At 59.4% G+C, this 23,366-nt stretch carries 15 protein-coding genes; 9 read left to right on the forward strand and 6 right to left on the reverse strand.

The genetic code is table 11. The annotated features are described in order from the left end of the window. The first annotated feature begins 31 nt into the window (after positions 1 to 31). The 4 genes from Q0753_RS03980 to Q0753_RS03995 all read left to right on the forward strand — a co-directional run bounded on the left by Q0753_RS03980 (position 32) and on the right by Q0753_RS03995 (position 6,945). Positions 32 to 2,125 (forward strand): hydantoinase/oxoprolinase family protein, encoded by a 2,094-nt coding sequence (locus Q0753_RS03980; protein WP_298717572.1) that lies wholly within the window; start codon positions 32 to 34, stop codon positions 2,123 to 2,125. Between the two features lie 13 nt (positions 2,126 to 2,138). Beyond that, positions 2,139 to 3,911, forward strand: coding sequence for a hydantoinase B/oxoprolinase family protein (locus Q0753_RS03985; protein WP_298717574.1), 1,773 nt, complete (start codon positions 2,139 to 2,141; stop codon positions 3,909 to 3,911). Between the two features lie 101 nt (positions 3,912 to 4,012). Next, on the forward strand, positions 4,013 to 5,503 hold the full coding sequence (locus Q0753_RS03990) for an NCS1 family transporter (RefSeq protein ID WP_298717576.1): 1,491 nt from the start codon (positions 4,013 to 4,015) through the stop codon (positions 5,501 to 5,503). Between the two features lie 230 nt (positions 5,504 to 5,733). Continuing rightward, a complete protein-coding gene (locus Q0753_RS03995; RefSeq protein WP_298717578.1) occupies positions 5,734 to 6,945 on the forward strand; it encodes a beta-ketoacyl synthase N-terminal-like domain-containing protein in 1,212 nt (403 codons plus the stop codon). 218 nt (positions 6,946 to 7,163) lie between these two features. On the opposite strand, the gene Q0753_RS04000 is transcribed toward Q0753_RS03995, so the two are convergent. The 5 genes from Q0753_RS04000 to Q0753_RS04020 all read right to left on the reverse strand — a co-directional run bounded on the left by Q0753_RS04000 (position 7,164) and on the right by Q0753_RS04020 (position 13,800). Then, the gene (locus Q0753_RS04000; RefSeq protein ID WP_298717581.1) at positions 7,164 to 8,069 is read right to left on the reverse strand and encodes a LysR family transcriptional regulator; all 906 of its coding nucleotides are present in this window, start codon (positions 8,067 to 8,069) and stop codon (positions 7,164 to 7,166) included. Positions 8,070 to 8,450: 381 nt separating this feature from the next. Next, the gene (gene nhaC / locus Q0753_RS04005) at positions 8,451 to 9,923 is read right to left on the reverse strand and encodes a Na+/H+ antiporter NhaC (protein ID WP_298717584.1); all 1,473 of its coding nucleotides are present in this window, start codon (positions 9,921 to 9,923) and stop codon (positions 8,451 to 8,453) included. A 140-nt stretch (positions 9,924 to 10,063) separates the two neighbouring features. Then, positions 10,064 to 12,322: an ATP-binding protein gene (locus Q0753_RS04010; RefSeq protein WP_298717587.1), complete on the reverse strand. Its 2,259-nt coding sequence runs from the start codon at positions 12,320 to 12,322 to the stop codon at positions 10,064 to 10,066. Next, positions 12,323 to 13,090: an ABC transporter substrate-binding protein gene (locus Q0753_RS04015; protein ID WP_298717592.1), complete on the reverse strand. Its 768-nt coding sequence runs from the start codon at positions 13,088 to 13,090 to the stop codon at positions 12,323 to 12,325. It abuts the gene before it with no gap. Continuing rightward, positions 13,081 to 13,800: a response regulator gene (locus tag Q0753_RS04020; protein WP_298717594.1), complete on the reverse strand. Its 720-nt coding sequence runs from the start codon at positions 13,798 to 13,800 to the stop codon at positions 13,081 to 13,083. Before Q0753_RS04020 ends, Q0753_RS04015 begins: the two co-directional genes overlap by 10 nt. 341 nt (positions 13,801 to 14,141) lie before the next feature. Between Q0753_RS04020 and puuE the strand changes: the two genes are divergently transcribed. The 5 genes from puuE (at position 14,142) to fdhF (ending at position 21,603) form a co-directional block, all read left to right on the forward strand. Next, a complete protein-coding gene (puuE, locus tag Q0753_RS04025; RefSeq protein ID WP_298717597.1) occupies positions 14,142 to 15,080 on the forward strand; it encodes an allantoinase PuuE in 939 nt (312 codons plus the stop codon). A gap of 280 nt (positions 15,081 to 15,360) precedes the next feature. After that, positions 15,361 to 16,551, forward strand: a complete 1,191-nt coding sequence (gene fdhA, locus Q0753_RS04030) for a formaldehyde dehydrogenase, glutathione-independent (protein ID WP_367179489.1) — start codon at positions 15,361 to 15,363, stop codon at positions 16,549 to 16,551. Positions 16,552 to 16,696: 145 nt separating this feature from the next. Beyond that, positions 16,697 to 17,188: a formate dehydrogenase subunit gamma gene (locus tag Q0753_RS04035; RefSeq protein ID WP_298717602.1), complete on the forward strand. Its 492-nt coding sequence runs from the start codon at positions 16,697 to 16,699 to the stop codon at positions 17,186 to 17,188. Beyond that, positions 17,188 to 18,735: an NADH-quinone oxidoreductase subunit NuoF gene (locus tag Q0753_RS04040; RefSeq protein ID WP_298717608.1), complete on the forward strand. Its 1,548-nt coding sequence runs from the start codon at positions 17,188 to 17,190 to the stop codon at positions 18,733 to 18,735. The genes Q0753_RS04035 and Q0753_RS04040 overlap by 1 nt, the downstream gene beginning before the upstream one ends. Positions 18,736 to 18,738: 3 nt before the next feature. Continuing rightward, positions 18,739 to 21,603, forward strand: a complete 2,865-nt coding sequence (gene fdhF, locus Q0753_RS04045) for a formate dehydrogenase subunit alpha (RefSeq protein WP_298717611.1) — start codon at positions 18,739 to 18,741, stop codon at positions 21,601 to 21,603. A 385-nt stretch (positions 21,604 to 21,988) separates the two neighbouring features. Here fdhF and Q0753_RS04050 read toward each other — a convergent pair whose 3' ends face one another. Then, complete coding sequence (locus tag Q0753_RS04050) at positions 21,989 to 23,095, reverse strand: hybrid-cluster NAD(P)-dependent oxidoreductase (RefSeq protein WP_298717614.1); 1,107 nt, start codon at positions 23,093 to 23,095, stop codon at positions 21,989 to 21,991. Between the last annotated feature and the right edge of the window lie 271 nt (positions 23,096 to 23,366).

The raw sequence follows: 23,366 nt of genomic DNA on the forward strand, positions 1-23,366 counted from the left end.
CGACTCCTCTAATGGATTGAAGGAGAAGCAAATGGCACGTATCGGCGTAGACGTAGGCGGCACCAATACCGATCTTATACTGGAAACCACGGTAAAAGATTCGGTCGGCAAGGGAATATTCGAGCACAAGGTACCCAGTACCACCGAAGATCAGTCCATCGCAGTGATGCGGGGCATTCTGGAAATATGTGACAAGGCGGGACTGGACAAGCGGGAGATAGAACTGATAGTGCATGGCACTACGGTAGCCACCAATATCTCCATCGAGAAAAACGGGGCCGAGGTGGGTATGCTGACCACCAAGGGCTTCAGAGACATATTGCATATCGGCAGACACAAGCGGCCACACAACTTCTCACTGCATTTCGATGCCACCTGGCAATCTTCCCCTCTGGTCAAACGTCGCAACCGTATCCCCATCAATGAACGTATTTTACCTCCCCACGGCCAGGTTGAAGTCCCCCTCGATGAACAGGAAGTCCGTACGGCGGTGGCCACCCTTAAAGAGCGTGGTGTGCAGGCGGTGATTATCGGTTTCCTCTATTCCTTCCTGAACCGGGAACATGAACAGAAAGCCAAGGAAATCGTTCAGGAAATGATGCCCGGCGCCTTCGTCTGCTGTTCCAGCGAAGTGGTCGATGTGATGCGCGAGTACGAGCGTTTCTCTACCACCGCCATGAATGCCTATGTCGGCCCCAGTACCTCCCATTACCTGACCCACCTGTCCAGCCAGCTGCGTGAAAACAGCATCGATGCGGATCTGCGTATCATGCAGTCCAACGGCGGCGTGGCCACGGTGGAAAGCTGCTGCGAACGGCCGGTGAACATCCTGATGTCGGGCCCGGCGGGTGGGGTTATCGGCGGGCATCACTTCGCCCAGCTCGACGGCGAGCAGAACATCATCACGGTGGATATCGGCGGTACCTCGGCGGACATTTCCACCCTGTCCGACGGCCAGATCAAGATCATGAATCCGCGGGACTCCTATGTTGCCGGTTATCCGGTGATGGTGCCGATGATAGACCTGATCACCATAGGGGCGGGTGGTGGTTCCATCGCCTATGTGGACGAGGCGGGCGGCTTTCAGGTCGGCCCCCGTTCGGCAGGCTCCAACCCCGGCCCTGCCTGTTACAACAGAGGCGGCACCGAGCCGGCGGTCACCGATGCCAATATCGTGCTGGGCCGGCTCGACCCGGATCAGATGCTGGGTGGTGATTTGAACCTGGATCCCACTCTGTCTGCCAAGGCGATCAAGGAAAAAATTGCCGACCCGCTGGGCTTGAGCGTCAAGGATGCGGCGCTGGGCATACTGAAAATCGTCAACAACAACATGGCGCTGGCCATTCGCTCCAACTCGGTGGCCCGCGGCGTGGATCCGCGCGACTTTGTACTGATGCCGTTTGGCGGTGCCGGCCCGGTACACGGACCGGCACTGGCCGAAGAGGTCAATGCCAAGGCGGTGTTCGTGCCACCGGCGCCCGGCATTACCGCGGCGGCCGGCTTGCTGACCACCAACCTGCAATATGAAGCCACTCGTTCGCTGTTGTGCGATCTGGACACCATATCCGACCAGAACCTGTCCCGCCTGCAAGGCTACCTGGGGCAGTTGGAAGAAGAAATCATCCATAAGCTGCGGGACGACGGCGTCGAGCCGGATAACATGCTGCTGACCCGGCTGGCGGAGTGCCGCTACTACGGCCAGGGGTTCGAGCTGAGGGCCACCATTCCCGCCGGTGAAGTGACGCGCGAGGGATTGCAGGCGGTGATCGATACCTTCCATCAGGCTCACGAAACCGATTACGGCTACTGCTTCAAGGATGCGGTGGTCGAGCTGGTGACCTTGCGGGTGATTGGCAATGCCGAGTCGAGCAAGCTGGACTGGCCGCTGTCCGAAGCAGCCGGTGCCGATGACCTGGCTGCGGCCTTCATGTACGAGCGGCCGACCGTGTTCGATGACGGCCAGGAATGCATGACTCCACGCTATCACCGCAAGGCCCTGAAGGCCGGGCAGCAGGTACCGGGGCCGGCGTTGTTGATGCAGCACGACTCCACCTCCCTGGTGCCCCCGGGCTGGAGTGCCAGCATCTCGAAGTACGGCAATCTCTTTATTTCCAAGGATCAGTGAGAGGATGATTGATATGAACCAGACACAGGTAGATCCCATTACGCTGCAGGTCATCAATGGCGCCCTTAAAACCATCGCGGAAGAGATGGGCCACATCCTCTATCGCATGTCCTTTTCATCCATTATCCGCGAATCCCAGGATCTGGGGGCGGGACTGTTTGACACCAACTTTCAGACCATCTGCGAGTCCGAATCCACGCCCATGCACATCGGATCCATTCCCGCTTATCTGCGAGGAATACAAGAAACCCTGCAGGGCGGGGAATGGCACGAAGGGGATGTGGTGATCCATAACCATCCCTATTACGGCTCCAGCCACTCGCCGGATCTGGCGGTGATCATCCCCATCTTCTACGAAGGTGAGCTGGTGGGCTTTTCCGGCAATACCGCCCACCATATCGACATCGGCGCCGCTACGCCCGGGCTGATTATCGATGTGGGTGATGTCTACGCCGAAGGCATGCTGCTGGCCGGAATCAAGCTCTATGAAAAAGGGGTTCGCAACGAGGCCCTGGCGCAGATGATCACCTTCAACAGCCGGGCTTCGACCCAGCTACTCAGGGATATCGATGCCCAGGTCGCCTCCGCCCAGCTTGGGGTCAAACGTTTCAAGGAGCTGCTGGCCCGCTACGGCAAAGACATGACCTTCAGTGCCGTGGATCAGCTGATTGATTATTCCGAGAGCATACTCCGACAGAAAATCAGGGAAGTACCCAACGGCGAATACAGAGCCGAAGGTTTCCTCGATGATGATGGCCGCAACCGGGAAGACAGGCTGCCGATCGTGGTGACGGTGAAGGTGGAAGACGACAACATCACGGTGGATCTGACCGGCTCGGCGCCGCAGACTCCCACCGCCTATAATGTGCCGTTCGAGGGTTCCTGCAAGGTGGCCGCCTATGCGGCCTTTCGCAAGCTGCTGCTGGATAGCCATACCATCGACACGCCTGTGCCTTCCAACGAAGGCTCTTTCCGGCCCATCAAGGTGGTGGCACCGAAAGGGTCCATCTTCAATCCGATTTTTCCGGCGGCGGCCGAGGCCCGCTTTACCCAGTGCAACCGCATGATAGACCTGATCATCAAGGCGCTGGCGCCGGTCATGCCGGACAAGGTGATTGCCGGCAGCTCGGCCTCCATCTCCTTCGCTTCCTATTCGGGCATGAAGGATGACGGCGATTACTGGGTGTTTCTGGAGGTGAACGAAGGCGCCTATGGCGGCCGGCCCCAGTCCGATGGCCCCGATTGCATCGACAACCTGATGGCCAATACCCGCAACAACCCGATTGAAGACCTGGGCATGCATCTGCCGATGATCTGCGATCGCTACGAGCTGCGTGATGATGTGATGCCGGGCGCCGGCAAGTATCGCGGTGGCATTGGTGTGGTCAAGTCGCAGCGGGTGCTGACCCCCGGCTTTATCACCCATGAGAGTGAGCGACATTATGATGTGCCCTGGGGCGTGTTCGGCGGCACCGACGGCACCGTCGGTAAAACCGAAATCTACAACTATGCCAGCAAGGACAAAATTACCCAGATGCCGTCCAAGTTTTCCGGACATGCCACTCAGGCCGGTGATGTGATGGCCTATTACTCACCCTGTGGCGGTGGCTATGGCAATCCGCTGGAACGTCCGGCAGAGCAGGTCAGGGAAGACGTGCTGGATGACTTCTGCAGCCGCGAGCATGCCTTCGAGGTGTATGGCGTGGTGCTGGATGAACAGCTGGGCGTTGATGTGGTGGCGACCCTCGACCGGAGGGAAATGCTGAGCAGTCTCGCCCGTGAATAACCGAAGTTAACGTTATTTATCCATGTTCTTTATCTGTGTATGGGGCGGAATTATCCGCCCCTTATTCTTGCTATGCCTGATATAGTACTAAGGACGGTATTATGAGTATCAATGAGCAGCTGGCTGATAACAGCCGCAGCGGTACCAATGTAAAAGCCAACCATCTACTTGAAAAATCCATTCTTCCCATTGAATCGGCGCAAAGGCCCATTACCGCCTGGGGCTTTGTCTGGATATGGGTAGGTATAGCGGTGATTATCGCCACCTTCCAGCTGGGCGCCAATGGTGTGTCCGGCCTGCCGTTATTACAGGTGATCGCCACCATACTGATCGCCAACGTGATTCTGGCGTTGCTGATGACCCTGACTGCCGATATCGGCACCGAACACGGGTTATCGTTTTCCGTTTATTTAAGAGCGCCGTTTGGTATATATGGCACTCACATACCCTCTATTTTTCGGGGGCTGATTGCGGCGGTCTGGTTTGGTATTCAGACCTACCTGGGAGCCCTGGCTCTGAACGGCATTATCGAGTACCTGACCGGCTTTTCGAACTGGCCGATATGGTATCTGGTGTTTGCCCTGGTGCAGGTGGCCAATACTTCGCTGGGCATCAAATCGGTAGAGCGCCTTGCGGCCATAGCGGCCCCGGCGATACTGGCCATTTCCGTGTGGATGTACTTCACCCTGGATGTGCTGGCGCAAACCAAGGGCATCAATATCTGGACCTTCGCCGGCACCATGGATGTCTCCATCCTCACCCTGTTTCTGGCTAATGTGGCGTTCTGGTCGACCCTGGCTATCGATATTCCCAACATTACCCGGTATGTCAAAACCCGGCCGGGGGCCAGGGGCTTTATTGCCAGAAACCGGAACATCTTTCTGGCCCAGCTGGTGGCGCTGCCCATTACCCAGGCCTGGATTGCGCTGATCGGCGCCGTGTCTTTTATTGCCGCCGGCGACTGGAACCCGATCACCGTGATACAGGGCCAGAGCGAGGGAGTACGGCTGGTGGTGTTGCTGGTACTGGTGATTTTGGCTCAATGGTCGACCAATAATGCCGCCAACCTGATCCCGGCCTCGCTGGCCTTTGTCAACGCGGGCGCGCCTTACATCAAGTATCCGATGGCGGTCTTTATCGCGGGCGTGGTCGGCACCCTGTCCATGCCCTGGGCGATACTGGATAACCTGTTTGCGTTCTTGTTTTCGTATGGATCTTTTCTGTCGGCCATCGGTGGCATCATGATTGCCGATTACTTCCTGATCCGCAAACGCCGGCTGAACGTGCCCGAGCTGTATTCCGTCAGCGGCCAGTTCCATTACTACCGGGGCGTGAATCCGGCCGGTTTGATTGCCTGGCTTGCTGCCGGTGGCCTGGCCTTCTATTCCGGGGAATGGGCTTTTGTAGTCGGGCTGGTATTAGGTATGGTTATGTATTTCGTTCTGATGAAATACTGGATCATGCGGAAGTATCCACAAAAGGAAGTCACCGAAAAGAATAAAGATAACTACCTGGCGACCAGCACAGGAATGGACTGGCGCTATAACGAATCATCGGGTTCATTTCAGCGAGTTCGTGTCGATAGGGATTAATTAAAACAAGAAAAACAAACGTGGCTACTCATGAAGTCAATGAATGGTTTTATGAGTTCTTTTCCTGATGAACGGCATCGCCTGTTCATCGGGTTTTTATTGTTTCCTTTTCGGCTCTGATTGATGTTTACATACAATCAATAACGCCACGCCGACGTGATAAATTTAACGAGATTGTCAGTGTTGTACTGAGTGATCCAACCAAAAAATACATTGCAGAGGTGACGAGTATGCGTCGAGTTGTTGTTACAGGGATAGGTATTGTCTCGAGTCTTGGTAATACCCTGGACGAGGTGACATCGTCATTGCAAAGCGGATACTCCGGCATCGACATCAATCCGGACTATCGGGAGGCGGGGCTGCGTTCTCATGTGTCGGGCATGCTCGATGCCGATTTCAGCCGGATAAATCGCAAGCACCGGCGCTTTATGGGGGATGCCTCTGCTTATGCCTATCTGGCTATGCAGGATGCCATCCGGGATGCGGCCCTTGCCGATGATCAGGTGTCTCATCCCAGAACCGGCTGCGTGATGGGGTCGGGTGGCGGATCCAGCAAGGATATCGTGGAAGCCAACCAGTTGCTGACCAGTGGCGGGGTGAAAAAGGTCGGGCCTTACCGGGTGCCGAGAACCATGACCAGCACCGTGTCTGCCTGTATCTCCAGCTTCTTTAATATCAAGGGACTCAACTATTCCATTGCCTCGGCCTGCGCCACCAGTGCCCACTGCATCGGTCATGCCTTCGAACAGATCCAGTTCGGCAAGCAGGATATCGTCTTTGCCGGCGGCGCCGAGGCGGAGGATGTCAGCCAGAGTTGCATGTTCGATGCCATGGGTGCCTTTTCCACCGGTTACAACGAGGATCCCACCCATGCGAGCCGCCCCTACGACAGAGACAGAGACGGTTTCGTGATCAGCGGCGGCGCCGGTGTGCTGGTGCTGGAAGAATTGGAGCATGCGCTGAGTCGCGGGGCTCAGATTTACGGTGAGGTAGTGGGTTACGGTACCTCTTCCGATGGTCAGGACATGGTGTCGCCTTCCGGGGAGGGCGCCTTTCGCGCCATGCAGATGGCGCTGGAAACCAGCCCGCTGCCGGTGGATTATCTCAACACCCACGGTACCAGTACCCAGGCAGGGGATCTGGTGGAAGTCGAGGCGGCGAAAGATGCCTTTGCCGGCCAGCTGCCCCCCTTCAGCTCCACCAAGGCCTTGAGCGGCCATGCCCTGGGCGCGGCCGGGGTGCACGAGGCGATCTATTCGCTGCTGATGATGCGGGACGGTTTTCTGGCGGCGTCGCACCATATCGAAAATCTGGATGAAGCACTGCTTGACTCGCCCATAGTACTGAACACTCGTCATGACGAGCAGGTGAATTGCGTGATGTCGAACAGCTTCGGCTTCGGTGGTGCCAATGCCTGCCTGATCTTTGCCAGGCCGGCTTAAGCAGTAGTCTGTAATAAGTAATGTCCCATAACTGATGCGGGTACTGGGGCTGGTTTGCCTTTCTCGTCACCCTCGCGAAGGCGGGGGGCCAGTGCTTTGCAGGTGACTCGCAATCTGACTGTTCTGCGTTACCAGGTCTGGATTCCCGCCTTCGCGGGAATGACAAGAGAGGGCGCGCGGGAATGACAAGAGAGGGCGCGCGGGAATGTCAACAGACCCTAGGCGGGCAGAGGTAGCGACTCTTCCTGCAGGTGGCGGATGAAATGGGCGAAGCTGGGGCTGATAAAGGCGCTGTTCCAGGCCACCACCGTTTCAATCTGATGTTCTTCGCCTTGCAGCGGGATCAAGTGAATGTCTTCCCGGGTAAATTTTCTGACGCACTCGGTATAAACGGAAATGCCCATGTTGGCCGCCACCAGCCCGAAGATACCGGTGCTGGTGGTGGCCTCCTGTACGATATTCGGGGAAAAACCGGCTTTCTGGCAGTTTTTGAAAAAGCGGCTTCTGAAGGCCTTCCAGCTGTTTTCCGCCCCCAGAATAAACTTCTCGTTTTGCAAATCCTCCAGGCGCAGGCTGCTCCGGTGAGCAAGAGGATGCCGCAGTGGCAGCACCACCAGCAATCCCTCGACGGCGCAGGAAATGGTTTCTATGCCGGGCATGTTCAGCGGCCCTATCATGAAGCCCGCGTCGATACGGCAGTCCTGCAAGGCTCTGTGCTGCTCGTGGGAAGGCATATGAGTGAGTTCGATCGAGATGTTGGGATGTTTTTCCTTGAATCGCTCGATAATATCCGGGAGCACGCCGTTAATAGAGAAATCGTTGTAGGCTACGGAAATATGGCCGATATCGCCCTGCGATGCGCTCTGGGCCAGGTGAACTCCTCGCTCCAGGGTCCTGAAGCCTTCCTTGCATTCGGCCAGAAACAGCCTGCCGGCTTCGGTCAGCGCCACCTGGCGGGTGGTGCGGGCCAGCAGTTCAACCCCCACCGCTTCTTCCAGCCCCTTGATCAGTCGGCTCAGGGCCGGCTGTGTGATAAAGAGGCTGTCGGCCGCCTTCTTGAAATGCAATGACTCGGCCACGGCAACAAATGCCTTGAGGTGGCGCAGATCAAATCTGAAATTCATGTTCGCCACGGTATCAATCCTTTGAATATGGTCGGTGATTCAACATAAATGTTAAAAAGCAGGCTGTAAAGCAGGCAAGGCCGCCGGAGTCAGAGCCAGCTCACAACTACGGCCATTGATGATATCCGCGTACTTCATGGCAGGCTCTTGTCTCAGTGCAGGCGGCACCAACAGGCGACGCGAAAAGGATGGCTGAGTACACCCAGTCATGGACCCCCGCCTCCGCGAGGGTGACGGCATTAGTGTCATGACCGGTAGGCGGGAATCCAGGGATAATGGCACTAAACAGTCGGCTTTAAGGTTGTTTGCAGAGACAAAAAAGGGCCCGCCGGGCCCTTGGTGTTTATGTTGTCAGCCAGAAGTTATCCGGGCAGTTTGCGATTATTTGGCCATGGCCGGTTTGGCAACTATGGTCTCCTCGGCTTGGTGCTGTGCGGCCTCTTCCGGGCTGAGTTTGGGCGAGAACCAGCCCAGGTGGGCGTAGGCCATGCCGATCAGCGGTGACAGCCAGCAGGCGAAGGCCAGCGGAATATACAACAGGTTCTCGGTCTGCCCCTCGGCAATGCCCAACCCCAGGGCGGTAATCACCACGGCGCCACCGGCGTTCCAGGGAATGAGCGGCGATATCAGGGTGCCGCCTTCTTCAACGGCCCGCGACAGGTTCAGCGCCGAATAGCCCTTGGCCCGGTAGGCGGGGGCGAACATGCGGCCGGGCAGGGCGATGGACAGGTAGGGGTCGCCGCCAATCACGTTGGTCATGGCCGAGGTGGCGATGGCGGAAGACTGGACGGCACCAAAGCTCTTGGCGCGGGTCAGAATTTTTTCCATGATCACCGCCAGACAGCCGGTACGTTCCAGCACGCCGCCGAAGGCCAGGGCCACCAGCATCAGGGTGATCACCCAGGTCATGCTCTGTATTCCGCCACGGTTGAGCAGGGCATCGATTTCGCGCACGCCGGTATCAATCTGATAACCGCCGAACATGAAGTTGAAGGCCTGCTGCAAGCCCACGTCCTGGGTCAGCATGGCGGTCGCCAAGCCCAGCATGGCGCCGGCAAACAGGGTGGGCAGGGCGGGCATTTTCTTCAGCGCCAGCAGCACGGTCACGGCCAGCGGCAGCAGCAGCGGCCACGACAGGTTGAAGTGCTGATCCAGGCCACTGATGATGTTCTCGATGCGACCAAAATCCACGGCCTGATCGCCAATCAGGCTGAAGCCGGCAAACAGGTAGATAACCAGGGCAATCAGCATGGCCGGAACGGTAGTGGGCAGCATGTTGCGGATATGGTCGAACAGGTTCACGCCGGTCACCGCCGGAGCCAGATTGGTGGTATCCGACAGCGGCGACATCTTGTCACCGAAGAAGGCACCCGACACCACGGCGCCGGCGGTCCAGTACATGGGAATGTCGAAACCGTTGCCGATGCCCATCAGTGCCAGGCCCACGGTGCCGGTGGTGCCCCACGAGGTACCGAGCGATACCGACACCACGGCGCAGATCAGCACACTGGCGGCCAGAAACAGCTCGGGAGAGATCAGACTCAGCCCCAGCTTGATCAGATAAGGTACGGTGCCGCTGGCAATCCAGATACCGACAATCATGCCGACGATAATCAGAATGCCTACCGACTGTAGCCCCAGGCGCACCACGTGCATGATGCCGTCTTCCATCTCGGGCCAGCGGTAGCCGCGCAGCCAGCCGATGAGCGCTGTGATGGCCACGCCGATGGCGAGCGGAATATGGGGGGTGAAGTTACCGAAGTAAAACAGCTGCACGCCCAGCACCACAAAGGTCAGTGCGATGGGCAGGCAGGCCAGCCAGAAGCCGGGTTTGCGCGGGGTGGGTGTTACCATGGTTCTCTCCTTGAGCCTGTGGGGCAGACCGGTGTAAGTAACCGGCCTGCGGCAAATATCCTTATCAGGGACAGGGTCAGACTAAAGTAGCCATGTGTGGCAGTTATGAGATAAATGTAAAAGTTTGTAACAGTTTTGTATTAGTTATTGCCACCCAAGCGGCTGGTGAGCGCAGAAAGCCCTTGCTGCGTTTCCATTACCGCCTGGGTCAGCTCGCCGGCCAGGCTGTGGGTCAGCAGGTTCTGGGTCTCGGCGGTGTGCTCCAGCCGGGACAGTACCTCGGCCAGCCGGGTCTGATCCAGCATGCGGGCGGTCCCCCCCAGCCGGTGCGCCAGTTGGCCCAGCTCCAGATGATCTTCTGCTGCCAGCGCCTGCTCTATGGCCGCCTGCCGGGCAGGCAGCTCTTCGGTAAACTGGTTCAGCATGGCCTGCAAGCGGGGGCGACCCAGCACCCGCAGATGCTCTTGCAGCAGGGGCTGCTCCAGCTCCGGCTGAATACGAATGCCCATCGCCTGACTCAGCGCCTGGGTCAGTCTTGGCCATTGCACCGGCTTGGCCACCACGGCCTTGAGCCCGGCGGCCAGATAACGGCGAATGTCATCGGGGGCGACGCTGGCGGTGAGGGCAATGACCGGGGTGTCCCGGTTCAGTCCCTGGGTTTGATGGCGAATAGTGCGGCTGGCTTCCAGGCCGTCGATGCCCGGTAGATGCATGTCCATCAGAATAAGGTCAAAAGCCTGATGCCTGGCCATCTCGACCGCCTGCTCGCCGCTTTCCGCCTGGCTCACCAGGTGACCGTGTTGTTCCAGCATGGCCGCAAGAATGGCCCGGTTGATGGTTACATCCTCTACCAGCAGCAGGCTGAGGCTGGGCAGGACGGCCAGCTCGTTCTCTTGTTCGGTGGTCGGTGTGTCGGCAGACGTCAGCGGCAGAATAAAGCTGAAGCAACTGCCCAGGCCCGGGGTGCTTTGCAGGCTCATGCTGCCGCCCATGGCCTCGATCAGGCGTTTGGAAATGGCCAGCCCCAGTCCGGTGCCGCCATAACGCCGGCCTATGCTTTCGTCGGCCTGGGTAAAGCGCTGAAAAATGCGATCCTGCTGCTCAAGAGCAATGCCGATGCCGTTGTCTTCCACGCTGAATCGCCAGCCGCCATCCACCGGCCGGGCGTCGAGTGTGACCCGGCCGCCCTCGTCGGTGAACTTGGTGGCGTTGGACAGCAGGTTGATCAGCACCTGGCGCAGCCGGTTGGCGTGGCCCGAGAGCCAGAGTCCGGCGTTGGGGGCGTCCAGTTGCAGCTGAATCTGCTTGGCCTCGGCGTAACCCTGCATCATGGCGACACTGCTCTCCAGCAGTTCATTCAGGACGAAGGGAGCCGGCTCCTCGGGCAAGGGACCCTGCTCCAGCGCCGCATAATCGAGCACGTCGTTCAGCAGCATCAGCAGGTGCTCGGCCGAGTGCTGCAGTATGTCGAGCATCCCTTGCTCCGGGCTGTCTTTCAGCGCGGGCCTGAGCAGGGTGAGGGTGCCCATAATGCCGTTCATGGGGGTGCGCAGCTCGTGGGTCATGTTGGCGATAAAACGGCTTTTGGCGCTGTCGGCCGCCTCGGCCGCTTCCTTGGCCTGGCGCAGGTGCTGGGTGCGTCTGTCTACCAGGGCTTCAAGCCGGTCTTTGTCGTGCTGCAGCTCGTTTTGACGGCGCTCCACCGCGCGGCGCATGGTGTTGATGGCGCCCACCAGGGTATCCAGCTCGTCGGGCAACTGGCCGGGCGAGCGGGCCAGGGTCAGTGGCGGGCTATTGGGTTGGCCTTCGCCAATCTGCGCCACATGATGGGCCATGCGCTCCAGGTGACGAGTAACCCGACGTTGAAACACCAGCATCAAACAAAGGGCTATGGCCAGTATGGTCAGGGTCTGGCTCAGCAGAATGGTTTGTGCGTGGTCAATCAGCTGCTGGCGAATGCTGTGCTTGCTAAAGGCAATGTCCAGCCGGCCAACCTGCTGGGGGCCCAGTGCCGGGCTGGGATAAATCAAGTCGAAGCCGTATTCGTGAAAGCCCTCGCTGCTGTTATTACCGGCCAGCACCAGCGGGTCGGTCAGGGCGTCTCCGGTCACCGACAACCGTGCCAGGTGTGGCATGTCGAGCATGCTTTCCAGTTGTAACCGGGCTTGCGGCAGATTCAGATCCCACAGGCTCTGGGTCAGGCTGTCGAGGTAGCTCTGTTCGATAAGGGTAAGGCGATCGTCCAGATCCTGGCGTATCTGGCGATGGTCGAGCCAGAGCTGAAAGACGGTAGAGAGCAGCGACAGGCTCACGCTGACGCCCAGTACCAGCAGAAACAGGCGAAAACTCAGCGGATGCCGCCGCCGGTAGCGGGGCAACAGGGTAAACAGGGCATTCATTCAGGGAGTGTCCAGGTAGCGGCGTTCAAAATAGGGAGTAATGCGTTCAATATAATGGTCGTCGATAAGCGCCTGCAGTTGTGCCGACAGCGCCGGCAGCAGCGGCTCCAGAATCGAGCCTTTGGGCAGGGTCAGGTGATAATGCTCCAGCGTGACCAGATCGGGCAGGGCAAACACCTGCCCGGTGAGCCCGAATTTCTGTGCCTGCAGCTTGCCTGTCCCCAGTCCGATGGGCATGTAGTCGATACGGCCCAGCGCCAGCTTGTGAAAATTCTGCTCGCCGGTGGACACCCGCTCCACATGCGGATGGCGGGCGGCGGCCTGGTCGAAATCGTCACCGAAGCTGTCGCCAAACAGCATGCCCAGGGTCTTGTCGGACAGGTTCCAGGGCGACTGATTGCCGTTGCCGAAATGGGTAAACAGCACCACCGGCTCGGCGACGATGGGGGGGGTGCTGAATACAAAGTCCTGCTCCCGCCGGCGGGTCTTGTAGGCGGCCAGAATCAGGTCTACCTTGCCCTGGCGCGCCGCCAGCTGGCAGCGTTCCCAGTTGCCGAACACCTGCATGTTGACCGAATAGCCGTGCTCGGCCAGCAGCTTGCGGGCCAGATGGGGAGTAATGCCGATAAGCTCCCCATCCTGCACCCATGACAGCGGAGGAGACTCGGGGTGACCGCAGGCGGTAAGGGGGCGGGCGTGAACCGGCTCCTGTGCCTGCAACGGCAGCGATGGCAGCAGGGCAAGCAGCAGTAACAGCATCAGTGGCATGGCACCGGCCTTGGGGTAAATACGTAACCGGCACCATGCACGGTGAGGATGATGCCGGGATTGGCCGGGTCGTCTTTCAGCTTGCGTCGCAGCCGGCCTACCAATACATCTATGGTTCTGTCATTGGGGGCCCACTCCCGATTTTTGATCTGATCCAGCAGTTGATCCCGTGACAGGGTCTGTCCCGAATGGTGCAGGAAGGCACACAACAGCTGGTATTCACCGTGGGTCAGCGGCGTTTGCCGGTCGTGTTCATCGAGCAGCACTCTGCGATCCAGATCGATGCGCCAGTGGTCAAACCGATGAATATTGGCAGTGGAAGCCGTATCGCCCCGGGGTGCGGTGGCCCGTACCCGGCGAGCCAGGTTTTTGGCCCGGGCCAGCAGCTCGCGGGGGTTGAAGGGTTTGCATACATAGTCGTCGGCACCGCACTCCAGGCCGATGATGCGCTCTATGTCGTCCTGACGGCCGGTTACCAGAATGATGCCCACCTCGGAGCCGGCGCGCAGCTCCCGGGTCAGGGTCAGGCCATCCTTGCCCGGCAGCCGAATGTCCAGCAGCACAAGCTCGATATCCTGCCCGCTCAGTATCTGCTCGGCTTCTTCCGCGCTCCGGGCGGCAAACACCTGATGCTGCTCTACCCTGAAGTACTCCACCAGGCAATCCCGCGTGGTGTCGTCGTCTTCCACAATCAAGATGCGGATATCCATATCGCTTGTTCTCATTTTTACTTGATATTGTATACAGTGTGACCCGACGACCCACTTCTATCATCGCCGAAGCACGGTTGTCAATCTTGTCTCTGTACGCAGCAGATTAGAACCGATCGGCACATCTGATGGCGTTGTGTACCTTATATACAAGTTGCTATTGGTCAGAATGAAAAAAGGCACCTGATTGCCTTGATCCTACACCTGACTCAATGCGGTGGTCATCCATCGATTTCCGGTACTGATGCAATTATTGTTAATTATGATGTTGCTGTTTTGTTATCAATTAATGTGAGGTATGTTGTTTTTCTCACGAAATCACTATTTGACGAGACTCATACATGCCTTCATCAATTCGTTTAGATGCCGCCGAGCGGCGGCAAGACCTGCAGGGTTACGGCGACCAGCCACCTCATCCCCACTGGCCGGAAAAAGCACGTCTGGCGCTGTCGATTGTACTTAATATTGAAGAGGGTGCCGAGTCACATATTCTTGACGGTGATGCGGCGGCAGAATATCTCAATTCGGACATGCGGTGTGAACCCTGGCCCGACCGGCGCAACCTCAATCTTGAATCCCATTACGAATACGGCAGTCGGGTCGGCGTATGGCGGCTGCTGGACCTGTTTCGGGAACGCAACATTCCCATCACGGCGTTTGCGGTGGGGCAGGCGCTGCAACGGGTGCCGAAGATAGCAACCCGCCTGGTGGCAGACGGCCATGAAATTGCCGCCCACGGCTGGCGCTGGCTGGACTATCGCGATGTATCGCCAGAAGTCGAAGCCGAGCACATGCGGTTGGCTATGAGCACCATTACCGAGCTGACCGGACAGCGACCGCTGGGCTGGTATACCGGGCGCGTCAGCCAGGCGACCCGTCAACTGGTGATCAACGACGGCGGCTTTCTGTATGACTCCGATGCCTACAACGATGATTTACCCTATTGGGTCAGGCACCATCAGGGCCATCACCTGGTGGTGCCGTATTCCTTTGACACCAATGACATGCGCTTTGCTTCTTCGCCCGGGTTTGATACCGGCAACGACTGGCTGAGTTATCTGACGGATACCTTCGACTACCTGTATCGGGAAGGCGCGCATCAGCCGCGCATGATGTCGGTGGGGCTGCACTGCCGTCTTGCCGGCCGTCCCGGCCGGATGATGGCACTGGAGCGCTTTCTCGATCATGTGGCCAAACACCAGGACGTGTGGTTGGCGCGACGGGTCGATATTGCCCGGCACTGGCATGAACATCACAGCCCCGATAACGCCACCGACTAACCGCGTAATCAGCTTTTCGACACCGTGTTTGTGGCCGCCCGGCCGTCGGTTACCGGCGGCCATCGCGGGGCAGGGCAAAGGTTCACACGTATTCATGTCTTGTTTTGGCATGTCGATGTCTTTATCAGCAATGTTGCCAGAGTGTAACGGCGGTTTACTGTCGGGTATCCGAGCAGGGGCACTGAGGTGACTGCCTGTCACGGTTTGTAACGCCCGGTCCACATACCGGCGTTGACTCCCGTTAGCAAAAAGGAAGTTCACTATGTCCACTACGTGCGCAATTCACGGAAACAGAGGTGTTGTCTATACCGGCCCGGGCACGGTCGAGGTGCAGTCCATCGCCTTCCCGGAACTGTCTATCGGCAAGCGAGCCTGTCATCACGGGGTGATCCTCAAGGTGGTGTCGACCAATATCTGTGGCAGTGACCAGCATATGGTGCGTGGACGAACCACCGCCGAAGCCGGTTTGGTGCTGGGCCACGAAATCACCGGACAGATCATCGAATGCGGCCGCGATGTCGAGTATCTGAAAGTGGGCGACATCGTTTCCGTGCCGTTCAATATCGCCTGTGGCCGTTGCCGCAACTGTAAAGAAGGCAAAACCGGCATCTGCCTGAACGTCAACCCGGCCCGCCCCGGTGCCGCCTACGGCTATGTGGACATGGGCGGCTGGGTCGGTGGCCAGTCCGAGTACGTCATGGTGCCCTATGCGGACTTCAACCTGCTCAAGTTTCCGGATCCGAACCAGGCGATGGAAAAAATCCGCGACCTGACCCTGTTGTCCGACATCTTCCCTACCGGCTTCCACGGCTGCGTCACCGCCGGCGTCGGCCCCGGCTCTACCGTTTATATTGCCGGTGCCGGCCCGGTCGGCCTGGCCGCCGCCGCCTCGGCCCAGCTGCTGGGCGCGGCCTGCGTCATCGTCGGCGACATGATCCCGGACCGTCTGGCCCAGGCCCGCAGCTTCGGTTGCGAAACCATCGATCTGCGCGAAGAAGGCTCGATGGAAGACAAGATTGAACAGATACTGGGCGAGCGCGAAGTCGATGCCTTCGTCGACTGCGTCGGCTTCGAAGCGCACGGCTGCGGCTGTGACCATGGCAAGGAACAGCCGGCTACCGTGCTGAACTCGGCCATGGCTCTGACCCGCGCCGGCGGCCAGATTGGTATTCCCGGCTTGTATGTCACCGAAGATCCGGGTGCCGTGGACGAGGCCGCCCGGCAGGGTGCCCTGAGCATGCGCTTCGGCCTGGGCTGGGCCAAGTCCCACTCCTTCCACACCGGTCAGTGTCCGGTGATGAAGTACCATCGCCCCCTGATGCAGGCGATTCTGTTCGACAAGGTGAAAATTGCCGATGCGGTCAACGTACAGGTCATCAGCCTGGATCAGGCCGCTCAGGGGTATGCCGAATTTGACGGCGGAGTAGCGAAGAAATTTGTGATCGACCCCCATGGCATGGTTCCGGCGTAAAGGATAGGGTTGACTGCTTCATGCCTTCCATCTTGCGGTGGAGGGCATGTTTTGCATCCGGCCAGGAACGGCCGGCAGGACAGTACTGTTCATGGCGGTAGATACAGACAAGCCCGCGATGACCGTTTTTTACAAGGTTGATGATATGGATGAGACTCAAACAGGCGTTCTTGACACTATCGAAGCGATAGTGACGTCGATAAAACATAAACCCGGCGCGCTGTTGCCCATCCTGCATCGTATTCAGGACCAGTTTGGCTATATTCCCGATGCCGCCATCGGGGTGATAGCCACCCATTTACGCAGCACCGCGGCCGATGTGCACGGGGTGATCAGTTTTTATCATTATTTTCGCAGCGAGAAGCCGGGCAAGCACGTGATTGAAATCTGCCGGGCCGAGGCCTGTCAGGCCCAGGGCTGTCGCGAGTTTGAACGCCATGTGCGGGAAAAGCTGGGCATCGACTTCGACCAGACCACCCCGAACCGGGACATCAGCCTGAAGGCGGTCTATTGCCTGGGCAACTGCGCCACCGGTCCCTCCATTCGAGTGGGGGACAAGATCAAGGGCCGCATGAGCCCGGCCAAATTCGATCGGCTGGTGGACGAGCTGACCACCTTCAAACTGGAGCTGAAATAATGACGCTGCGAGTTTATGTTCCCTATGAAACCACGGCCCTGTCGCTGGGCGCCGACGAGGTGGCGACCCTGATCCGGCGCGAAGCCGAGCGACGTGGCCTGGATATCGAATTGATCCGCAACGGCTCCCGGGGCCTGTTCTGGCTGGAGCCGCTGGTGGAGGTGGAAACCGCAGACGGCCGCTATGCCTTCGGCCCGGTCGAGCTGGACGACGTGGCCTCCCTGTTCGACGCCGGCTTCGAGCGCGGTCAGGTCGAGCATCCGCTGGCCCTGGGCCTGACCGACCAGCTCCCCTATCTGAAAAATCAGCAACGGGTGACCTTCTCCCGCATCGGTATCACGAGTCCGGTGTCGCTGGACGACTATCGCGCGCTGGATGGCTTCAAGGGGCTGGACAAGGCGATAACCCGTTCCAGCCAGCAGTTGGTCGATTGCGTCAAAGCGTCCGGTCTGCGCGGCCGGGGCGGGGCGGCCTTTCCCACCGGTATCAAGTGGCAGACGGTGCTGGACACCGAAGCCTCGCAGAAATACATCGTCTGTAATGCGGACGAGGGCGACTCGGGCACCTTTGCCGACCGCATGGTGATGGAATGCGACCCCTATATGCTGATCGAGGGCATGATCATCAGCGGCCTGGCGGTGGGCGCCACCCAGGGTTACATCTATCTGCGGGAAGAATACCCGCTGGCCAATGAGTTGTTGAACCAGGCGATCGAGCGGGCCTATGCCGCCGGCATTCTGGGCCTTGATGTGGCCGGCAGCGGCCGTCGCTTCGAGCTGGAAGTGCGGCTCGGCGCCGGCGCCTACATCTGCGGCGAAGAAACCTCGCTGCTGGAAAGCCTGGAAGGCAAGCGCGGCATGGTCCGTGCCAAGCCGCCGCTGCCGGCCATTGTCGGGCTGTTCGGTCAGCCGACCGTGGTCAACAACGTGCTCACCTTCGCCGCCATTCCCGCCATCCTCAGTGAGGGCGCCGACTATTATGCCAATTACGGCTATGAACGCTCCAAGGGCACCCTGCCGTTTCAGCTGGCCGGCAACCTGGAACGGGGCGGCTTGGTGGAGCTGGCGTTCGGTCGGAGTCTGCGCGAGCTGATTGATGACTTCGGCGGCGGCACCCTCAGCGGCCGACCGGTGCGCGCCGTGCAGGTCGGCGGCCCCCTGGGTGCCTATCTGGCGCCGGAGCAGTTTGATGTGCTGCTGGATTACGAGTCTTTCACCAAGATTGGTGCCGTGCTCGGTCACGGCGGCGTGGTGGTGTTCGACGACACGGTCAATATGGCCGAGCAGGCCCGGTTCTCGATGGAATTCTGTGTCGAAGAGTCCTGCGGCAAGTGTACCCCCTGCCGGATTGGCTCGGTACGCGGCGTCGAGGTGATCGACAAAATCATCGAGGGCGACAACAGAGCCGCCAATATCGAATTGCTGGAAGACCTGTGCGACACCATGATCCACGGCTCCCTGTGCGCCATGGGCGGCATGACGCCGTTTCCGGTGAAGAGCGCACTCCGGTATTTTCCCGAAGATTTCAACGACTCGAAGGGGGCGTAAAAGATGGTTGAACATTTTTATCCCGAGAAGGATTACGGGACGCCGGCCCGGCTGTCGGAAAACCTGATCACCCTGAACATCGACGGTGTCGAGATCACGGTACCCGAAGGCACTTCGGTGATGCACGCGGCGGCCCGGGCCGACATCAATATTCCCAAGCTGTGCGCCACCGACAACATGGAAGCCTTTGGCTCCTGCCGGCTGTGCACGGTGGAAATCGAAGGGCGGCGCGGTTATCCCGCCTCCTGTACCACGCCGGTCGAGCCGGGCATGGTGGTGCGCAGCCAGACCCGGGCCCTGGCCAAACTGCGCCGCAACGTGATGGAGCTGTATATCTCCGATCACCCCCTCGACTGCCTGACCTGCCCGGCCAACGGTGACTGCGAGCTGCAGGATATGGCGGGCGCCGTGGGTCTGCGCGAAGTGCGCTACGGCTTCGACGGCGAAAATCATCTGGATGCGGTCAAGGACGAGAGCAACCCCTATTTCAGCTTCGACCCCAGCAAGTGCATCGCCTGCTCTCGTTGCGTGCGGGCCTGTGGCGAGGTGCAGGGCACCTTCGCCCTGACCATCGAAGGCCGGGGCTTCGACTCCAAGGTGTCTGCCGGCAAGAACACCAGTTTCGTCGAATCGGACTGTGTGTCCTGCGGCGCCTGTGTGCAGGCCTGCCCGACCTCGACCCTGATGGAAAAATCGGTGATCGATCAGGGCCAGCCCGAGCACAGCGTAATTACCACCTGTGCCTACTGTGGCGTGGGCTGCTCGTTCAAGGCGGAAATGAAAGGCGACAAGGTGATCCGCATGACCCCCTGGAAGGGCGGCAGCGCCAACCATGGTCATTCCTGCGTCAAGGGCCGCTTCGCCTTCGGCTACGCCACCCACAAGGACCGGCTGACCAAGCCGATGATACGGGCGTCCATCGACGAACCCTGGAACGAAGTCAGCTGGGAGGAGGCCATCGACTTTGCCGCCCGCCGTTTGCGTGAGGTGCAGGAAAAGCACGGTCGCAAGAGCGTGGGCGGCATCACCTCGTCCCGCTGTACCAACGAAGAAACCTATCTGGTGCAGAAGCTGATCCGCGCGGCGCTGGGCAACAACAACACCGACACCTGCGCCCGGGTCTGCCACAGCCCCACCGGCTATGGCCTGAAGATGACCCTGGGCGAGTCGGCGGGTACCCAGGACTTCGATTCGGTGATGGAAGCCGATTGCATCATGGTCATCGGGGCCAACCCCACCGACGCCCACCCGGTGTTCGGCTCCATGATGCGCAAACGCCTGCGCGAAGGCGCCAGCCTGATCGTGGCCGACCCGCGTGAAATCGATTTGCTGGACACGCCCCATGCGGGTGAAGGCATTCATCTGCCAATCCGCCCCGGCACCAACGTGGCCCTGATCAACGCCCTGGCCCACGTCATCGTCACCGAAGGGCTGGAAGACGAAGCCTTCGTGACCGAGCGCTGCGACCCGGAAGAGTACCGCGCCTGGCGCGCCTTTGTTGCCGAGCCGCGTCATACTCCCGAGCTGATGGCGGACGTGATCGGCGTACCGGCCGAGACCATCCGTCGGGCCGCGCGCCAGTACGCCACCGCCGGCAACGGCGCCATCTATTACGGTTTGGGCGTGACCGAGCACAGCCAGGGTTCGACCATGGTCATGGGCATCGCCAATCTGGCCATGGCCACCGGCAACATCGGCCGGCCCGGAGTCGGGGTCAACCCGTTGCGGGGCCAGAACAACGTGCAGGGTTCCTGCGACATGGGCTCCTTCCCCCACGAGCTGCCGGGCTATCAGCCGGTCAACAACGATCAGATCCGCCACCGGTTCGAGGCAACCTGGGGCGTCAGCCTGGATGCCGAGCCGGGGCTGCGCATTCCGCACATGTTCGATGCCGCCATTGCCGGCGAATTCAAGGCCATGTATGTGCAGGGGGAGGACATCGCCCAGTCGGATCCCAACACCCATCATGTGGAGGCGGCGCTGCGCTCGCTGGAGCTGCTGATCGTGCAGGATCTCTTCCTCAACGAGACCGCCAAGTTCGCCCATGTGATCCTGCCCGGCTCCACCTTTCTGGAGAAAAACGGCACCTTCACCAACGCCGAGCGCCGTATCAACCGGGTGCGCAAGGTGATGCCGCCGCTGGCGGGCAAGGAAGACTGGGAAGTGACCATGGCGCTGGCCAATGCCCTCGGCTACTCCATGCATTACCAGCATCCTTCCGAGATCATGGATGAAATTGCCGGCCTGACGCCCTCGTTTGCCCATGTCAGCTATGACAAGCTGGAAGAGCTGGGCAGCATACAGTGGCCCTGCAACGACGAGCATCCCGACGGCATGCCCATCATGCACGGCGACAGCTTCCCCATCGGCCTGGGGCGCATGGTGGTGACCGAGTTCATTCCCACCACCGAGAAGGTATCGGAAAGCTACCCCTTGCTGCTGACCACGGGGCGTATCCTCAGCCAGTACAACGTGGGTGCCCAGACCCGGCGCACCGACAATAACGTCTGGCACAGCGAGGACGTGCTGGAAATCCATCCGCATGACGCCGAGTTGCGGCAGATTGCGGACGGCCAGCCGGTGACCATCGCCAGCCGCACCGGCAATACGGTGCTGAAGGCCAGGTTGAGCAAGCGCATGCAGCCGGGCGTGGTGTATACCACCTTCCACTTCCCGCACAGCGGCGCCAACGTGATCACCACCGACAATTCCGACTGGGCCACCAACTGCCCGGAATACAAGGTAACGGCGGTGCAGGTGCTGGGCACGAACGCCAATGCGCTGTCCGACTGGCAGCAGAAGTTCTATGCCTTTACCCGCGAGCAGCTGGACTATCTTGAAACCGGTCATCAGGAGGGCAATCGGTAAGTTTTCGCGTAACCCGAACGAACCTTGAAACACGGGGCGCCTGTCTGACAGGCGCCCTTTTTTTATGCAGTATGGATGCAGCTGCGCCAGTCTTTTATCCTCCGTTACCTCGCAGCAACTTCAGTCGGCAGGCCCGACGAAGCCGGGCAATACAAATCACGTCGGGAGCTTCAGAAAACCGAGGGCTGCTTTATCTTTGGCGTGCGTTGATCCGCCAGCTGAAGCGGCGGCTACAAGGAGCCTCGAATACAAGGCATCGAGTATGGCCACCGATCATGGCCCATAAAAAAGCCGGTCTGGGCATACCGCCCAGACCGGCAAAGTGGACCGACCTTCATTTATTCACATGCAAACTCAATAACTCAAGGTGCCCGTCAAAGCCGGGTCAGAACGCCACTTCCACATTGCCCTGGGGCACGCTGCAGCAGCTCAGTACATAACCGTCGGCGATGTCTTCATCGGTGATGCCACCGTTGTGCTCCATGGTGACCTCGCCTTTCACCACCTGCACCTTGCAGGTGCCGCAAATGCCCATGCCGCAGGCCTTGGGAATGTGCAGGCCCACCTGGGCGGCGGCGCTGTGCAGGGTTTCGCCCGGCATTATCTCTACCTGCAGATCGCTGTCCTGGAAAGACACCGTCAGCCGGTCTTCGGTACGCTCCAGCTCCTCGGCCAGCTCGACCGCATCCCGGGCCTGCTCTTCAACGCCTTCGGCCACCTCTACCGGCGTCGCACCGAAGCTTTCCTCGTGGTAGTGCTCCATCGGGAAGCCGCTGTTCTGAAGCAGGGTGCGCACCGCCCGCATATAGGGGTTGGGGCCGCAGCAGAAGATTTCCCGCTCCATGTAGTCCGGGGCGATCAGGGCGAGCATGGAGCCGTTCAGATAACCCTTGAAGCCGCTCCAGGTTTCGCCGATGTCGGTACGCTCACAGATCAGGCTGAGGTGGATGTTGTTCAGCCGGGAGTCCATGTGCTGCAGCTCCCGGTAGAACACCAGATCCTTGGGCGTGCGGGCACTGTGCACGAAGTGGATGTCCACGTCGGCATTGGTGTCGAACCACCAGCGGGCCATGGACATCACCGGGGTGATGCCGACGCCGCCGGAGAGCAGCAGCACCTTGTCGTTGGGAAAGTCGATGCAGTTGAAGTTGCCGACCGGACCATGCACCGCCAGCGCATCTCCTTCATTCAGGTTGTCGTGCAGCCAGTTGGAGACCTCGCCGCCGGGCACCCGTTTGACGGTAATGGAGAAGCTGTAGGGCACGGAAGGAGAAGAGGCAATGGTGTAGCTGCGCATCACCGTCTGCCCTGCGATTTCCAGCTCCAGGGTAACGAACTGACCGGGCTTGAAGAAGAACAGCAGGGGGCTTTCTGCGGTAAAGCAGAAGGTTCTGACGTCCCAGGTTTCCTGTATGACCCGGACACATCGTACCGGATGGCGCCCGTTGCTCCACGTCTGGGTATTGATGGGTGAGATAAAATCCTGATTCATCGCCGTTCTCCGTCTGGGCTAGGGAGCCAATTTCTGATTGTCCTTAATAACGGCATTCTTGTGCACTTTGGCCGTTGGCGGTTGCTCAAAAACGACATGCAGTTATCTGCCAGCCCCGCTTTTGATCATGAGCAGGTATCTATTGGACGGGGCGGGAGAGGGGAGGTCGGAAATCATCTGCAGACGGGTCGTTTTCAGACAACCGGCTCGGCATGACCTTGGTGACAATGAGGTCAAGGTTCCGGCTCTGGTGGCAGGGACACACGGCTCA

Source organism: uncultured Oceanisphaera sp., assembly GCF_947495715.1.
Lineage (GTDB): Bacteria > Pseudomonadota > Gammaproteobacteria > Enterobacterales > Aeromonadaceae > Oceanimonas > Oceanimonas sediminis.

Excerpts from the sequence above, each read along its gene's own strand:
- Q0753_RS03980 (WP_298717572.1), top strand. The coding sequence starts at position 32 with ATGGCACGTATCGGCGTAGACGTAGGCGGCACCAATACCGATCTTATA.
- Q0753_RS03985 (WP_298717574.1), top strand. The coding sequence starts at position 2,139 with ATGAACCAGACACAGGTAGATCCCATTACGCTGCAGGTCATCAATGGC.
- Q0753_RS03990 (WP_298717576.1), top strand. The coding sequence starts at position 4,013 with ATGAGTATCAATGAGCAGCTGGCTGATAACAGCCGCAGCGGTACCAAT.
- Q0753_RS03995 (WP_298717578.1), top strand. The coding sequence starts at position 5,734 with ATGCGTCGAGTTGTTGTTACAGGGATAGGTATTGTCTCGAGTCTTGGT.
- Q0753_RS04000 (WP_298717581.1), bottom strand. The coding sequence starts at position 8,069 with ATGAATTTCAGATTTGATCTGCGCCACCTCAAGGCATTTGTTGCCGTG.
- nhaC (WP_298717584.1), bottom strand. The coding sequence starts at position 9,923 with ATGGTAACACCCACCCCGCGCAAACCCGGCTTCTGGCTGGCCTGCCTG.
- Q0753_RS04010 (WP_298717587.1), bottom strand. The coding sequence starts at position 12,322 with ATGAATGCCCTGTTTACCCTGTTGCCCCGCTACCGGCGGCGGCATCCG.
- Q0753_RS04015 (WP_298717592.1), bottom strand. The coding sequence starts at position 13,090 with ATGCCACTGATGCTGTTACTGCTGCTTGCCCTGCTGCCATCGCTGCCG.
- Q0753_RS04020 (WP_298717594.1), bottom strand. The coding sequence starts at position 13,800 with ATGGATATCCGCATCTTGATTGTGGAAGACGACGACACCACGCGGGAT.
- puuE (WP_298717597.1), top strand. The coding sequence starts at position 14,142 with ATGCCTTCATCAATTCGTTTAGATGCCGCCGAGCGGCGGCAAGACCTG.
- Q0753_RS04035 (WP_298717602.1), top strand. The coding sequence starts at position 16,697 with ATGGATGAGACTCAAACAGGCGTTCTTGACACTATCGAAGCGATAGTG.
- Q0753_RS04040 (WP_298717608.1), top strand. The coding sequence starts at position 17,188 with ATGACGCTGCGAGTTTATGTTCCCTATGAAACCACGGCCCTGTCGCTG.
- fdhF (WP_298717611.1), top strand. The coding sequence starts at position 18,739 with ATGGTTGAACATTTTTATCCCGAGAAGGATTACGGGACGCCGGCCCGG.
- Q0753_RS04050 (WP_298717614.1), bottom strand. The coding sequence starts at position 23,095 with ATGAATCAGGATTTTATCTCACCCATCAATACCCAGACGTGGAGCAAC.